This window comes from Bacillus cereus group sp. BfR-BA-01453 (assembly GCF_022662915.1).
GTDB lineage: Bacteria > Bacillota > Bacilli > Bacillales > Bacillaceae_G > Bacillus_A > Bacillus_A paranthracis.
Map to the genome: position 1 here is coordinate 102208 of NZ_JAKUEN010000012.1, position 15543 is coordinate 117750.

Below are 15543 nucleotides of genomic sequence, written 5' to 3' on the forward strand. Positions count from 1 at the left end.
TCCACATATCCACAATTGTTACCCACATATTGTGTGAGAATCTGTGTTCGATACAACATATGTCGCCTCATTTTGACAAAATTCACATGTTTTTTTCTCTTTTTCTGAGTTATCCACATTGTTAATAACCGGCGCGACTTCACACTCATCCACAATAATATCTAACGCTAATTCAACATGTTCTAAACAACAAGGTAAATTCATATTCTTCACCTCACTTTTCTACAATAGAAAACAGGAGGTAGGCCCTCCTGTTTTTAATACTTTTGAATGCCTAGTTTAACCGTTGTTGTTGCTCGTTTTGTACCACGATAAAACGTAAGAGTCATTTTATCATTAATTTTTTTATCATATAAGGCCGTACGGAATCCGATAATATCACGAACCGGTTTTCCATCTACTGCTACAATTACATCATGTTCTCGTAAACCAGCATCTGTACCTGGCGAAGGGCTTTTCACATCTAAAATGCAAACTCCCTCTGTTACATTGCCTGGTAAATGCAATGTTTTTGACCAATAGTAGTTTGGAATCTCATTTAATGATCTCAGTTCAATTCCAACATACGGTCTTCTTACTTTTCCGTACTTCTCTAATTCATTCATAATTGGAACAGCTCTAGTAACAGGAATAGCTAGCCCAATTCCTTCTACTTCTTTTGCAGCAATTTTCATTGAGTTAATACCAATTAATTGACCCGCTGCGTTTACAAGCGCACCACCACTATTACCCGGATTAATTGCTGCGTCTGTTTGCAATACTTCTACTTGCCAATCATAATGTCCATCTTGATCTAAATCTACAGGAACAATACGCTCATTAGCCGAAATAATACCTTGTGTGACGGTTCCAGAAAATTGGAGCCCGAGCGGGTTCCCAATCGCAATGACTGGTTCTCCTCTACGAACAGCATTAGAATCGCCAATCTCAATTACCTTTTTCACATACTTTGCATCTATTTCTAGTACAGCCAAATCTGTGACTACATCAGTTCCTAATACTTTTCCTGGAACTTTCTTACCGTCACTTAAACTTACTTCAATACGATTTGCCCCAGCAACAACATGATTATTTGTTACAATGTAAGCTTGGCCATCTGTCTTTTTATAAATTACACCCGATCCTGTACCAGCTTCTGAATCTGCCTCTGAAAAATTATCTCGCTGAATATTAATAACGCCAACAACAGCTTCAGATGCACGATCAACAGCATCGACAAAGCTAATCTGTTTAATTCCTTGCGCTTGGGCCATATTACTTCCACTTGCTTCTGCTTGTGGAAACGCGCCTGCATCATTTGAAAACAAAGGAGCTCCAAATGCAAATAACGAAGCTCCTACAATTGTTCCAGCTATACTAGAAATAACAATACCTTTATGCTTCTTTTTTCTTGCACGTTTCATACGATAATTTTCTTCATCAATAAAGGACATATTTGTTCACCTATCTTCCTGAAAACAACTATATTCACCTTTATTGTTTACTAAAATGAAGAATTATACGTATTGAATTTTTGTCGGCATTTTTGGATCTGTATCGTGAATTTCAAAGGCTTCTCCCACTCCAAATCCCTTTTCCTCTAATACTTGTGATACTGACATACGTGCCAGTTCTTTCATGTTATTATCTAAACTTAAATGGGCTAAATAAATATGTTTTGTCTCATCTGTAATTACATCCGCCATCGCTAATGCAGCATCTTCATTACAAACGTGCCCCACATCACTTAAAATACGTCGTTTAATACTCCATGGATAACGTCCCATACGAAGCATTTCTACGTCATGATTACTTTCAAATACGAAAGCATTAGCTCCCTTAATAATACCTTTCATACGGTCACTCACGTACCCTGTATCTGTAATAAGGGCTAACTTTCTATTATTGTTATGAAAAGCATAGAACATCGGCTCTGCCGCATCATGAGACACCCCAAATGACTCGACCTCAATATCACCAAATGTTTTCACATCCCCAACTGAGAAAATAAACTTTTGCTCAGTTGGGATATTTCCTATTAAGTGTTCCATTGCATTCCATGTTTTCTCATTTGCATAAACAGGTAAATCATATTTACGTGCCAATACACCTAAGCCTTTAATATGGTCACTATGTTCATGTGTTACAAGAATACCCGATACATCATTTATATTTAATTCTGCCTGTTTAAATAAAGCCTCTGTTGCTTTACCACTTAAACCTGCATCGACAAGTAACTTCTTTTCATCTGTTCCTACATATAGCATATTCCCTGTACTTCCACTTGCAAGTACGCTAAAATGCAAACCCATTCTTTCTCACTCCAGTATGTTCATCAACCACTTGATTTTCCTTTTCCCCTAATTCCATAACTTGTCCTTCAATTGCATTTACAAAGAAGTCCTGCTTCTGCTCCGTCTTTAAGTTCCACGTTGGAGCAAGTACTTGGTTATTAGAAGTAGATGCGGTAAGGTTGGCATAACCAATTTGCGCTTCTTTTACATGTGTATTCCCATGAATTTTATTTTTTAAATACAGATTTTCTAAAGCGGTTTGGGCAGTAATAATTTCTTGCTGTTTCGTTTTTTCACTTTCGCCCATTTCTTTTAAATCTGTTAACATCGTCTGCGTGTACGACACAAGTTCATTTTTTTCATTTAATTCCACAACAATCATTGCCTGATCGTTATAGAAAATAGGCTTATCTTTATATTTTTGGAAGAAGTAAATTTTAGAGTCTTTCATCGCTCCAAACTCATACTTTTGTCCATCTAATACATAGTTCTTCAAAAAATCATTATACTTATCTTTTGATAAAGATTTTGTATTTAAAAAGGGCTCTTTTAGCTTACTTTCTATTTTGTACATATTTTGTATATGCGCCGTTTGATTTTTTAAAGACTGTATGTCTTCTTCTTTAAATGCCTTGTTTTCAGCCCTAATAAATGACTCTTTTTTCGGTTCTTTAGGGAAATTACCCATAGTAATTTTGTTTGCTTTTAATTCTTGATCTATCTTCGTTTCTGCAATAAGCTCCAATTGATTACTATCTTGCTTTTGAATGAATTGAAAAATGAGAAAGAGGTCCAAAACAAAAAAGGTCACAATAAATATGGTTTTAATCCGATCCCAATCCATTTAGTCCCCCCTCATTCCACTCATATATTTTTTGTTTGCCAGCTTCATCTTCAACAAACTTTACATACCAAATTGGCTGTAGTCGCGCTACTTGCCCATCTAGTGATAATTTGTATCCAATCCCAATGTCTTTAATGGATCTTTTATCTACCGCGGCATTATTTTCTAAGGATGCTATTACAACATGACCTGACGGAAGAGTAACCTTCTGCTCTATACCTTTCGTATTTAAAGAAAGCAACGGTCTTTCATATTCCATTACTTCTTCTGATCCCCATACTTGTCTCAATTCAGCTAATCCATCAGTATTGAATACGGGATATCCATCTTCCTGTAAGCGGAATACTGTCTGTCCTTTATTCATATAGTCCAAACGATATGAATCCAAACTCCCACTATGACCATTTACAAAATCAAAACTTTTTTGTAAAAGCATTAAATTATCTGGCTTTTTCTCACTTAAAACAGAAGAATTTTTATACTTTAGCATATGCTGATCATTTTCAATCTCCATAGACCTAATACCATCTGTAAATATTTCTTTCGATTGCTCGGTAATCGGGCTTAAATAACGTGGGTCACTAAAAAGAGCATTCTTAAATGTATCAACCGCCAAATTAGATGAAATATATGTTATATTACTTAATTCTGTCGTTCCATCTGGTAAAAATAGCTTTTTCATATCATTAATTTGATAGTCAAAATAAGGTTTCGCTGATACTATAAATTGATTTTGTGCATTTACAATATCTTTTAAATACACACCACTTAATTTTGCTTCATATATTCTAGAGTTATCACCATCGGAAACAAAATTAATTTTAATTTCTTGATCCCTACTTCTAGAAGGGTCAAGAATAATTCGATTAAAGTGTTTAGGCTTATCTATACTTTTTTCTTTCATACTAAACATAGATTTAACTGCATCAAATGGGATGTTGGTAGGGAAAATAAGTTCAATTTTCCCTTCACCATGCACATAAGAAAGAAAGTCAGCCTTAGCAATCGATATCTCTTTGAACTCATGTAATTCCCCTGCTTCCAAAGTTCTATAGATTGATTCTATATCTCCCTCTCTTTTGCTCCCGTAATGATTTTTATCTTTATGCACAATGATAGAAGTAGGGCGGACAACATCAGCGATTTTCGTTTGAGTATTTCCCTCATTCCCCTGTACAAATTTTGCGTTTTGCATAGATGTGGAATCTGGCACATACGTCCATAAGTTAAAAGTAAGAAATAGACTAATTACAACTAAATTAATTAAAACTATCGTTTTAACATTCTCCATACTCATTCCCATTCGTCCTCTTCATCTGCTGCCATAGGCAATGTGAAATAAATCGTTGTCCCTTTTCCTTCCTCACTCTTTGCCCAAATCGAGCCACCATGTGCCTCAATCATTTCTTTCGCAATTGCTAATCCAAGTCCTGTACCGCCCATTTGTCTTGAACGTGCTTTATCTACGCGATAAAAACGTTCAAAGATTTTATCGACGTTTTCTTTCGGAATACCCATTCCTTGATCACTTACACTAATCTCCAATAATTCTCCGCGATCACGTAAACGATATGTTACTGTTCCACCTTCTGGTGAATACTTTAATGCATTCGAAATAATGTTATACAATACTTGCGTAATTTTATCCGTATCCATATCAATAAATCGAGATTTTTTAGAGAAAGATCGTTTGAAGCTTACGTTTTGCTCTTTAGACATTTCAAAACGATCAATAATGTTATTAAAGAAGTCAGTAAAGTCGACCCATTCTTTCATTAAACGATGTTCTGTACTATCGAGTTTAGATAGTTGCAATAACGCATTTACAAGTCTAATCATTCTTTCTGTTTCTTCTTGTGTAACTGTTAAAAATTGTGGTGCAATATTTGGATCTTGCCACGCACCGTCTGTAAGTGCCTCTAAGTAACTGCGCATTGTCGTTAATGGCGTTCTTAATTCATGAGAGACATTTGCTACAAACTCGCGGCGTTCTCTTTCTATACGCTCCTGCTCAGTCACATCATATAATACGGCAATTAAACCATTTGCTTTCCCTGTCTCTTTTTGAATAACAGAGAAACTAGCGCGTAAAATATATGGCTCATTTCTCGTACTAAAATCTAATAAAACAGAATCCGGCTCTTCGTATAAATGATCGAGCGTAAATTCTTCTTGTATTCCCAACACTTCTAAAACAGATTGATCGAGCGCCGTTTCACGCGAAACATTTAGCATCTTTTCCGCAGGATCATTTAATAAAATAATGTCCCCTTTTCGGTCAGTAGCAATTACTCCATCTGTCATATGTGATAACACGGATGACAATTTACGTCTTTCACTTTCTGTTGAAGAACGAGCTTGTTGTAATTTTTTTGATAAATTATTGAAAGATAATGCTAATTGTCCAATTTCATCATGGCTATGCACTTTTACTTTTCTTGAATAGTTTCCTTTTGCCATTTCAATTGCTTGTCTTCGCATATCAGAGATTGGTCTCGTAATCGTTTGAGCTAACAAAATTCCAAGTACAGCTGTTACGAGTAATGCAATAACGGTTCCGGTCGCAAAGATTTGATTAATATCCTTCATCTGCTTATAAACATCTTCCATGGATGCAACAACGTAAATAGCACCAAGTGCATCTTTGTTATTATCATCCATAATAGGAGTAATCATAACTTGTACACGGTGACCTGTACGACCATCCTTCTCAATTTTCACTTCTGGTTTTTTTTGTACCAATACCCGCTGAACAGCTATATCAGTTGACGTTCTATTTACCTTGTTTTGCTTTGACTCATCTGAAATAGCGAGCAGCTTTCTATTAGCATCAAATACACTTACCTCTTGAATATCCTTCTTTCGATCAGAGGCAAATTTTCGAATGGAAGTTTTAATCGTTTCACCTGTTGATTCTGTCTCTGCTTTTGTATAACTTTTTTTAAACTCTTGTTTCAAGTTATACGATAATAAGTTCGTTTGTTGCGTTAAAGAATCTCTAAAACCTTGTACAAGACTCTTTTCTAACTCTCTTACGAAATATACCCCAATAACTTGCATAGCTATCAATATTAATAGCATATATATGAGTACAAATTTTAAATGAATAGATTGAAAAAAACCGACTTTCTTCATATACTATTCCTGCTCTGGGTCACGCAAGTAATACCCTACTCCACGTCTAGTGACAATTAATGTAGGATGACTTGGATTATCTTCAATTTTTTCACGTAGACGACGTACTGTTACATCCACTGTACGTACATCTCCAAAATAGTCATAACCCCAAACTGTTTGCAATAAATGTTCACGTGTCATAACTTGTCCTAAATGTTTTGCTAAATAATGTAATAGCTCAAATTCACGGTGTGTAAGCTCAATATTTTCCTCACGTTTCGTTACACTATACGCATTTGGATTGATAACAATTGGTCCAATAACCATTTCCGTATTTTCTTCTTTTTCTGCCGCACCACCTTGCTGATGGCGACGTAAATTCGCCTTCACGCGAGCAAGTAATTCCCTCGTACTAAATGGCTTCGTTACATAATCATCTGCTCCAAGCTCAAGTCCTAATACTTTATCGATTTCAGAGTCCTTCGCTGTAAGCATAATAATCGGCATTTCTGAGCTTTTACGTATTTCCCGGCAAACCTCTAAGCCATCCTTACCTGGTAGCATAATATCTAATAAAACCATATCTGGTTGTTCTTCAGTTGCTTTTTCAATTGCTTCATCACCATCATGCGCCATTACAATTTCGAAACCTTCTTTTTCTAGGTTGAACTTCAAAATATCTGCAATCGGCTTTTCATCATCAACTACTAAAATTTTCTTTCCCATCATCGTTTATTTCCTCCTTATAAAGTGAAGCTTTAATTAGCCCTCACCAATTGGGCTTTCACGGGCAGCCCTCCCCCCACCTAACTTCTTTGCTTTCGCTGAATTTTAAAGTGGAGGCCTTACTGCCCATTAAATAGCGGGGTAAAAATATGGTCAATATCCCTAAACACATTGATGTCTACATAGTATGTCCCTATATGACCGCATCTTTTGCTTAAGTACTTTCTCCTCTATTCTCACAGACTCATGTATGATCCACTTTTACACGGAATCCTATACGATCTATAGAAAAACCTCTAGCTTCAACTGCTAGAGGCTCCTCATTCTATTTTAAAATAACTACTCAATTTTGTAAAATTACACAAATAAAAAGGATATTAAGTGGGCCCACTTAATATCCTGAGAGTGGCTCGGGACGGAATCGAACCGCCGACACGAGGATTTTCAGTCCTCTGCTCTACCGACTGAGCTACCGAGCCAAAACTATATATAAAACCACTAATGGTGGTATAAACAAAAGTGGCGGTCCCGACCGGGGTCGAACCGGCGATCTCCTGCGTGACAGGCAGGCATGTTAACCACTACACCACGGGACCAAAAATGAACATAAAAAAACATGACCCGTACGGGATTCGAACCCGTGTTACCGCCGTGAAAGGGCGGTGTCTTAACCACTTGACCAACGGGCCACGAAAAATAAAATGGTGAGCCATGAAGGACTCGAACCTTCGACCCTCTGATTAAAAGTCAGATGCTCTACCAACTGAGCTAATGGCTCATACTCACCAACGTCATATTTTCGTGACGACAAGATGTATCATAACATGTTTTATTTATTTTTTGCAATACCTTTTTTTATTTTTTATAAAAAACAAGAAAAAACTCATGCGGACATGAGTTTTTTCTTAAAAATATCAATTAAGCTTCGTATACGTTACGAACAATATTCGTTTGATTACGATCTGGTCCAACTGAGAACATAGATAATTGAATTCCTGTTAACTCAGAAACACGTTCTACGTATTTTCTTGCATTCTCAGGAAGTTCGTCTAATGATCTTACACCAGTAATATCTTCTGTCCAACCTGGAAGCTCTTCGTATACAGGCTCACATTTCGCTAAAATGTTTAAGTTTGCTGGAACTTCGTCGATAACTTCGCCATTGTATTTGTAAGCAACACAAATTTTAAGAGTTGGAATACCAGTTAGAACGTCGATAGAGTTTAATGATAAATCTGTTAAACCACTAACACGACGCGCATGTCTTACAACAACGCTATCAAACCAACCTACGCGGCGTGGACGACCAGTTGTCGTTCCATACTCACGACCAACTTCACGAATTTGATGACCAATTTCGTCATGAAGCTCAGTAGGGAACGGACCATCACCTACGCGGCTTGTATATGCTTTACATACACCTACAACGCGAGTAACTTTTGCAGGGCCAACTCCAGTTCCAACTGTTACACCACCAGCAATTGGGTTAGAAGATGTAACAAACGGATACGTACCGTGGTCGATATCAAGCATAACACCTTGTGCACCTTCAAATAATACACGGTGATTATTATCTAATGCATCATTTAATACAACAGACGTATCACACACATATTGCGCGATTTGTTGTCCGTACTCGAAGTACTCTTCGAAGATTTCTTCTACACTGAAACCTTCTGTATCGTACATTTTTTCAAACAAACGATTTTTTTGTGCTAAATTGCGCTCAAGCTTCTCTTTAAATGCTTCACGGTCTAAAAGATCAGCCATACGAATACCAATACGAGCAGCTTTGTCCATGTATGCAGGACCGATACCTTTTTTCGTTGTACCGATTTTGTTATCACCTTTACTTGCTTCTTCTAACTCATCTTGTTTTAAGTGATAAGGCAAAATAACGTGAGCACGGTTACTTACGCGTAAATTATCAGTACTTACACCACGATCGTGTAAGTATTTTAACTCTTCAAGTAATGCTTTCGGATCTACTACTAAGCCGTTTCCGATTACACAAATTTTCTCTTTATAGAAAATACCAGATGGAATTAAGTGTAATTTATATTTAACTCCGCCAAAAACAATTGTATGTCCTGCGTTATTTCCACCTTGATATCTTGCAACTACTTCCGCATGCTCAGAAAGAAAATCAGTGATTTTACCTTTTCCTTCGTCGCCCCATTGTGTTCCTACAACTACTACTGAAGACATTATTAAAGCACCTCCGCAATTTTCAAACGATCTATTCAAACAATATAATTGTACCAAAACCGAAAAAGAAGTCAACCAAAAAGCGAACATTTTTTTATCAAAAAACTTTTTCGTTCGTAAGAATTATATTTTCACACTATGAAAGCCTTATCTTTTCTATAAAAAAAAAGAAACACATCTTATTATAAGAAATGCGTTTCTTTTTTATACTATCGTTATGCCGGCGGCGCATGTCCATCTTCGAAACGACGTTCTAAGTTAACGAACTTATTGAACTCTTTAACGAATGCAAGCTCTACTGAGCCTACTGGACCATTACGCTGCTTTGCAATAATAATTTCAATCGTATTTTTATTTTCCGTTTCTCGGTCATAGTAATCTTCACGATATAGGAAGGCTACGATATCGGCATCCTGCTCGATACTTCCCGATTCACGAATATCAGACATCATCGGACGTTTATCTTGACGAGATTCTACACCACGAGATAACTGTGACAAGGCAATAACAGGAACTTGTAATTCACGCGCAATCCCTTTTAGTGTACGAGAAATCTCAGATACTTCCTGCTGACGGTTCTCTCCTGATTTCCCACTTCCTTGAATAAGCTGTAAGTAGTCAATCAAGATCATACCAAGACCCTGTTCTTGTTTTAATCTACGACATTTTGCTCGAATCTCATTTACTTTAATCCCCGGCGTATCATCAATATAAATACCAGCATTAGAAAGGCTACCCATTGCCATCGTTAATTTCGCCCAATCATCAGAAGTTAACGATCCGGTACGAAGTCTTTGTGCATCAATATTCCCTTCTGCACAAAGCATACGCATAACAAGCTGATCAGCACCCATCTCTAGACTAAAAATCGCTACATTTTCATCCGTTTTCGTCGCTACGTTTTGTGCGATATTTAATGAAAATGCCGTTTTACCTACCGACGGACGTGCCGCCACGATGATTAAATCATTTCGCTGAAACCCTGCCGTCATCTTATCTAATTCAGTAAATCCAGTTGGTATCCCGGTCACTTCACCTTTTTGATTATGCAAAAGTTCGATTTTATCGTAAGCATCTACAAGAACGTCTTTAATATTTTGGAATGCTTTCGCATTCGTCTGATGAGATACTTCTAATATTTTTTTCTCAGCCTCATTTAAAAGACCATCCACATCATCTTCTCTCTCATATCCATCAGACACAATATGAGTCGCCGTTCGAATTAAACGACGTAACAGAGCTTTTTCAGCGATGATTCTTGCATAATACTCTACGTTAGCGGCAGTCGGAACAACTTCTGCTAATTCTGCTAAGTAAGAAACCCCACCAACTTCTTCTAGTAATCCTTGATCAGCCATTGCTGACGTCATCATTACTAAGTCAATTGGCTCCCCCTTATCAGATAAACCAAGCATGACTTCAAAAATCTTTTGATGTTTCGTTCGATAAAATGAGTCAGGTACTAATAGTTCCGATGCCGATGTTAACGCATCCTGATCAATCAATATAGCACCTAAGACTGCCTGCTCAGCTTCTATATTATGCGGAGGGGTACGATCAGCCATTACATCACTCATACGCAATCCTCCTTGCTTAACTTAGTTTTATTGTTCACTAACATGAACTTTTACTGTTGCTGTTACTTGCGGATGCAATTTCACAGTAACGTTTGTATAGCCTAATGCACGAATTGCATCATCCATTTCAAATTTACGCTTATCAAGTTTAATATTGTGAGATTTTTGCATTGCATCTACGATTTGTTTACTTGTGATTGAACCGAATAGACGGCCGCCTTCTCCAGATTTAGCCTTTAATTCTACAGTTAGTTTCTCTAACGTTTCTTTTAATTGTTTTGCATTTTCAAGCTCTGCTGCTGCATCTTTTTCTTCTTTGCGCTTTTGAGCTTCTAAAGTTTTCATACTGCTATTCGTCGCTTCAGCAGCTAATCCTTGTTTTAGTAAGAAGTTATTTGCATAACCATCTGGTACGTTTTTTACTTCCCCTTTTTTCCCTTTACCTTTTACGTCTTTTAGAAAAATTACTTTCATGATTGTGTGCCTCCCTGTAAATAGTCATCAATAACAAATCGAAGCTTCTCCTCAGCTTCATCTACTGTAACATTTTTCATTTGTGTGGCTGCATTCGTTAAATGCCCGCCACCACCTAAGTTTTCCATAATTAGCTGCACATTCACTTCACCTAAAGACCTGCCGCTAATTCCAATGAAATTCTCGCCACGTTTTGCAATAACAAATGATGCAATAATTCCTGTCATTGTTAATAATGTGTCCGCTGATTGCGCAATAAGCACTTGATCGTAGTAATCATCGCTATCAACTTTTGCAATCGCAATTCCATTTTTATAAATGTACGCATTTTTAATAGCTTTTGCAACCCGTAAATACTGATCCATATCTTCTTTTAAAAGCTCTTGTACAAGTACAGTATCTGCACCGTGTGAGCGTAAATAAGAAGCAGCATCAAACGTACGAGCACCTGTCCGGAATGTAAAGCTTTTCGTATCAACAATAATACCTGCTAATAATGCTGTTGCTTCTAACATTGTCATTTTTAAATTTTTCGGTTGGTATTCAAGTAATTCCGTAACAAGTTCCGCCGTGGAAGAAGCGTATGGCTCCATGTAAACAAGCAATGGATCTTCAATAAAATCTTCTCCTCGGCGATGATGGTCAATAACAACTACATTTTCAATTTTGCGTAACAGCTTTTCTTCCATCACCATTGAAGGCTTATGCGTATCAACAACAACAAGTAATGAATCATCATTTGCAAATTCCATCGCTTGTTCTGGTGTAATAAAGTGAGACCATAACTCTTCATTTTGTTTCACTTTATCCATTAAACGCTTAATTCCCTTATCAGAATCATTTTCATCGAGCACAATATATCCTTTGCGCTCATTTAATTGCGCTACCTTTAAAATACCAATCGCAGCACCAATTGCGTCCATATCAGGAGCCCTATGCCCCATTATAATGACATTGCTACTTTCTAATACTAAATCCTTTAATGCATGTGAAATCACTCTAGCACGTACACGAGTACGTTTTTCCACCGGATTTGTCTTACCACCATAAAACTTAACTTTACCTGTCGCTTGTTTAATAGCTACTTGATCTCCACCACGCCCAAGCGCAAGGTCTAGACCTGATTGAGCCATCGCCCCAAGCTCGGATAAAGGTAAATCACCTGATCCAACACCTACACTTAATGTAAGTGGTATATTTCTTTTGGATGTTTCTTCACGTACTTGGTCTAAAATACTAAATTTCCCTTTCTCCATCTGCGCTAAAATACTTTCATTTAGTACAACGAAGAATCTTTCCGAAGATGCACGTTTTAAATATGCCCCATACTTAACGGCCCATTCATTTAGACGGGATGTCACAAGACTTGTTATATTCGTACGTAATTGATCATCTAATCCTTGTGTAACTTCATCATAATTATCTAAATAAATGACAGCTAAAACAGTACGTTGATCCTCGTACATCTTTTCAATCTCTGTTTGTTCTGTTACATCAAAGAAATAAATTAACTTTTCTTCTTTCCTTACAAAGACACGAAACTTTCGATTATTTAAAGAGACTATATCATCGGATGTTTCTCCCTTAATAAAAAGAAGTAACGTTTCTGATACATCATAAAGGTGCCATCCAGCTAATGCATGCTGCCCCAGACATGAAGATAAATAAGGATTTGCCCAATCAATCCCATAATCCTTATTGTATAACAAAATACCAATCGGCATCTGGTTAAATGCCTCATTACTCACTTTCTTTACCCTTGTAATCATATCTGTCGTATGTTTTTCAAAATTCTTTTGGAAAGTAAGTTCAAATCGTACAACAACAAAAAGGACGATACAAAAAATAAAGAAGGAGACTATCCCCATTAGTAAATGAAAATAACAGAGGATTGAAATGAGCACAAACACAAAAAATGCCAATACGTAAACAGGATATAAAAACCACTGTTTCTTATAAAATTCAGGCATGTATACAACTCCTATAAAGTAAAACTAACTTATCTTCCAGTTAGTAATACAGATTAAAATAGTATAAGGAATATTATTTTATCCTCCTATTTTAGAACGCAATGAAATCCCTAAATCAATTATACCTAAGATTATCACAAGAGGAAACAGCATCGGGATAAACATGCAGGCGATAAAACTAATAATAGGAACCCCTTTCGTAAAACCTTTGCTATGCGCTAAAAAAGCGATAAACGTCAGGCCTTGCAGCACTAGTAATAAAGCAAATATGACATATAGGTTAGAAAATACCATATGTAAATATGATGTCGGTTCTACTTTTATAAAAGTTGATAGCAAAATAAATATAACGTAATACCAAACAATACTCTTTGGTAATTGTATATCTTTGAACTTAGGCCAAGGTATAACATCATGCTTTAGCTTTCTTAAAGCACTACCTGATATTATTATGGTAATCCAAGAAAGACATACAGAAACCATCACAAGTATACTCGGGAATACCGCTTGTAATATATCATTCATTTGTACAAATAACTCTTTTTGCTCTTTACTAATCGGCATACCGGCAACACTTGCTATCTTTTCACTTTGCACTATGCTTTTATTAAACATATTTTGTATTTGCTTTATAAAATCTATGTTAAAAAACTTTATACTGGCGACATAAATTAGCATAATACTGATTAAGTATGCAAGTGAACCGGTTATTAAAATCTCCAATGGCTTTCTTTGTTTTTTATACATGCACCCTAAAACAATACCCATCAACCCAAATACGACCGTCTTTACTAGACCTATCGGCTGACTTACAAAAACAGCAATTAAAAATGCAGCCGTAAAAATTACAAATACATTCGATAATTTATATCTTATCGTTAACAATATAAATGGCAACGGCAACGCAAACGTTACAACTGTACCTAAAATCGGAACATACATAGATATAAACAATAACATTACATATATAGCCAACAACGCGGCTCCTTCAGTAATAAATCTCGCTTGCTTCACATTTTAACCTCTCTTTCAAAAAAGAAAAGCATAGCAAAATGCACAGTAGAGTCCGACTCTACTGTGCATTTCATACGCTATTATTCACCAACATATGGTAAAAGTGCCATTTGACGAGCACGTTTAATTGCAACTGTAAGTTTGCGTTGGTATTTTGCGCTTGTTCCTGTTACACGACGAGGTAAAATTTTACCACGCTCAGAAACGAAACGTTTTAATAAATCAACATCTTTATAATCGATGCGAGTGATGCCGTTAGCTGTGAAGAAACACACCTTACGACGTTTCGCACGTCCACCTTTGCGTCCTGCCATGTCTATTTCCCTCCATTCTTTGTTAAAACTAACAAATTTACTGTATTAGAACGGTAAATCGTCGTCGGAAATGTCGATCGGTTGACCTACATTTGAAAATGGATCGTCATTCTTCGTAAATCCAGAGTTACCTTGGTTACCTGAATTACTAGATTGACCAAATGGGTTAGAGCCTTGGTTACCGAAACCAGCTCCTGATGGTTGCTGATTAAATGAACCGCGTTGCTCCCCACCGCCATTACGCGGCTCTAAAAATTGTACGCTTTCCGCAAGAACTTCTGTTACGTATACACGTTTACCATCTTGTCCCTCGTAATTACGAGTTTGAAGACGCCCATCTACGCCTGCTAAGCTACCTTTTTTCAAATAATTTGCTACGTTTTCTGCTTGTTTACGCCATATAACACAATTAATAAAGTCAGCTTCACGCTCACCTTGTTGATTGGCAAATGCGCGATTCACAGCTAACGTAAAAGTAGCTACTGCAACACCATTGGGCGTGTAACGTAAGTCAGGGTCCTTAGTTAAACGACCAACGAGGATAACACGATTCATCAATCGAACCACTCTCCCTTATATATCAATTATTTTTCTTCTTCTTTAACAACGATATGACGAAGGATGTCTTCGTTGATCTTAGCTAAACGGTCGAATTCGTTAATCGCTTCTGCGTTAGATTTCACGTTTAAGATCATGTAGAAACCTTCACGTAAGTCGTTGATTTCGTAAGCTAAACGACGCTTACCCCACTCTTTCGTGTTAATGATTTCTGCACCATTGTTTGTTAAAACACCTGCAAAACGTTCAACTAAAGCTTTTTGAGCTTCTTCTTCAACGCCAGGACGAATGATGTACATAATTTCGTACTTTCTCATTACACTTTCACCTCCTTTTGGTCTAAACGGCCCATAATGGGCAAGGAGCAATTAATTTTTAGTAATTACTCACGAGTTTAGATTATATCATAGTAAGTTAGATGAATCAACTCACCCATACATAAAAAACTTGGCAAACATATAATATATT

Annotated in this window: 15 protein-coding genes and 4 tRNA genes; all 19 read right to left on the bottom strand. The window is 36.7% G+C overall.

What is annotated here, in order from left to right:
• Positions 1-18: 18 nt before the first annotated feature.
• Entirely contained in the window at positions 19-204 is a 186-nt protein-coding gene (locus MR070_RS20690) for a CxxH/CxxC protein (RefSeq protein ID WP_001052827.1), read from the bottom strand.
• 53 nt (positions 205-257) lie between these two features.
• The gene (locus MR070_RS20695) at positions 258-1433 is read right to left on the bottom strand and encodes a S1C family serine protease (protein WP_044791859.1); all 1176 of its coding nucleotides are present in this window, start codon (positions 1431-1433) and stop codon (positions 258-260) included.
• Between the two features lie 63 nt (positions 1434-1496).
• On the bottom strand, positions 1497-2291 hold the full coding sequence (locus MR070_RS20700; RefSeq protein ID WP_070807268.1) for an MBL fold metallo-hydrolase: 795 nt from the start codon (positions 2289-2291) through the stop codon (positions 1497-1499).
• A complete protein-coding gene (locus MR070_RS20705; RefSeq protein WP_000383723.1) occupies positions 2275-3117 on the bottom strand; it encodes a two-component system regulatory protein YycI in 843 nt (280 codons plus the stop codon). Before MR070_RS20705 ends, MR070_RS20700 begins: the two co-directional genes overlap by 17 nt.
• Complete coding sequence (locus MR070_RS20710; RefSeq protein ID WP_014481804.1) at positions 3098-4414, bottom strand: YycH family regulatory protein; 1317 nt, start codon at positions 4412-4414, stop codon at positions 3098-3100. The genes MR070_RS20705 and MR070_RS20710 overlap by 20 nt, the downstream gene beginning before the upstream one ends.
• Positions 4411-6252 carry a cell wall metabolism sensor histidine kinase WalK gene (gene walK / locus MR070_RS20715; protein ID WP_000755380.1) on the bottom strand — a complete coding sequence of 614 codons (1842 nt, stop codon included), beginning with the start codon at positions 6250-6252 and terminating at the stop codon, positions 4411-4413. Before walK ends, MR070_RS20710 begins: the two co-directional genes overlap by 4 nt.
• A 3-nt stretch (positions 6253-6255) precedes the next feature.
• Complete coding sequence (gene walR, locus MR070_RS20720; RefSeq protein WP_000971872.1) at positions 6256-6963, bottom strand: cell wall metabolism DNA-binding response regulator WalR; 708 nt, start codon at positions 6961-6963, stop codon at positions 6256-6258.
• A 403-nt stretch (positions 6964-7366) separates the two neighbouring features.
• Positions 7367-7439 (bottom strand) — tRNA-Phe (locus MR070_RS20725).
• Between the two features lie 41 nt (positions 7440-7480).
• Positions 7481-7556, bottom strand: a tRNA-Asp gene (locus MR070_RS20730).
• 21 nt (positions 7557-7577) lie between these two features.
• Positions 7578-7649: transfer RNA gene (locus MR070_RS20735), tRNA-Glu, on the bottom strand.
• 13 nt (positions 7650-7662) lie between these two features.
• Positions 7663-7738 (bottom strand) — tRNA-Lys (locus tag MR070_RS20740).
• A gap of 140 nt (positions 7739-7878) precedes the next feature.
• On the bottom strand, positions 7879-9168 hold the full coding sequence (locus MR070_RS20745; RefSeq protein WP_000100224.1) for an adenylosuccinate synthase: 1290 nt from the start codon (positions 9166-9168) through the stop codon (positions 7879-7881).
• Positions 9169-9383: 215 nt separating this feature from the next.
• Positions 9384-10745, bottom strand: coding sequence for a replicative DNA helicase (gene dnaB / locus MR070_RS20750; RefSeq protein WP_001286244.1), 1362 nt, complete (start codon positions 10743-10745; stop codon positions 9384-9386).
• Positions 10746-10772: 27 nt separating this feature from the next.
• A complete protein-coding gene (rplI, locus tag MR070_RS20755; protein ID WP_000864231.1) occupies positions 10773-11219 on the bottom strand; it encodes a 50S ribosomal protein L9 in 447 nt (148 codons plus the stop codon).
• Positions 11216-13189, bottom strand: a complete 1974-nt coding sequence (locus MR070_RS20760) for a DHH family phosphoesterase (protein WP_001113897.1) — start codon at positions 13187-13189, stop codon at positions 11216-11218. Before MR070_RS20760 ends, rplI begins: the two co-directional genes overlap by 4 nt.
• Before the next feature lie 78 nt (positions 13190-13267).
• Positions 13268-14203 carry a YybS family protein gene (locus MR070_RS20765; RefSeq protein ID WP_242261939.1) on the bottom strand — a complete coding sequence of 312 codons (936 nt, stop codon included), beginning with the start codon at positions 14201-14203 and terminating at the stop codon, positions 13268-13270.
• Positions 14204-14283: 80 nt separating this feature from the next.
• Positions 14284-14517, bottom strand: a complete 234-nt coding sequence (gene rpsR, locus MR070_RS20770) for a 30S ribosomal protein S18 (RefSeq protein WP_000918873.1) — start codon at positions 14515-14517, stop codon at positions 14284-14286.
• Positions 14518-14562: 45 nt separating this feature from the next.
• A complete protein-coding gene (gene ssb, locus MR070_RS20775) occupies positions 14563-15075 on the bottom strand; it encodes a single-stranded DNA-binding protein (protein WP_000981966.1) in 513 nt (170 codons plus the stop codon).
• Positions 15076-15101: 26 nt separating this feature from the next.
• On the bottom strand, positions 15102-15392 hold the full coding sequence (gene rpsF / locus MR070_RS20780; RefSeq protein WP_001233778.1) for a 30S ribosomal protein S6: 291 nt from the start codon (positions 15390-15392) through the stop codon (positions 15102-15104).
• Between the last annotated feature and the right edge of the window lie 151 nt (positions 15393-15543).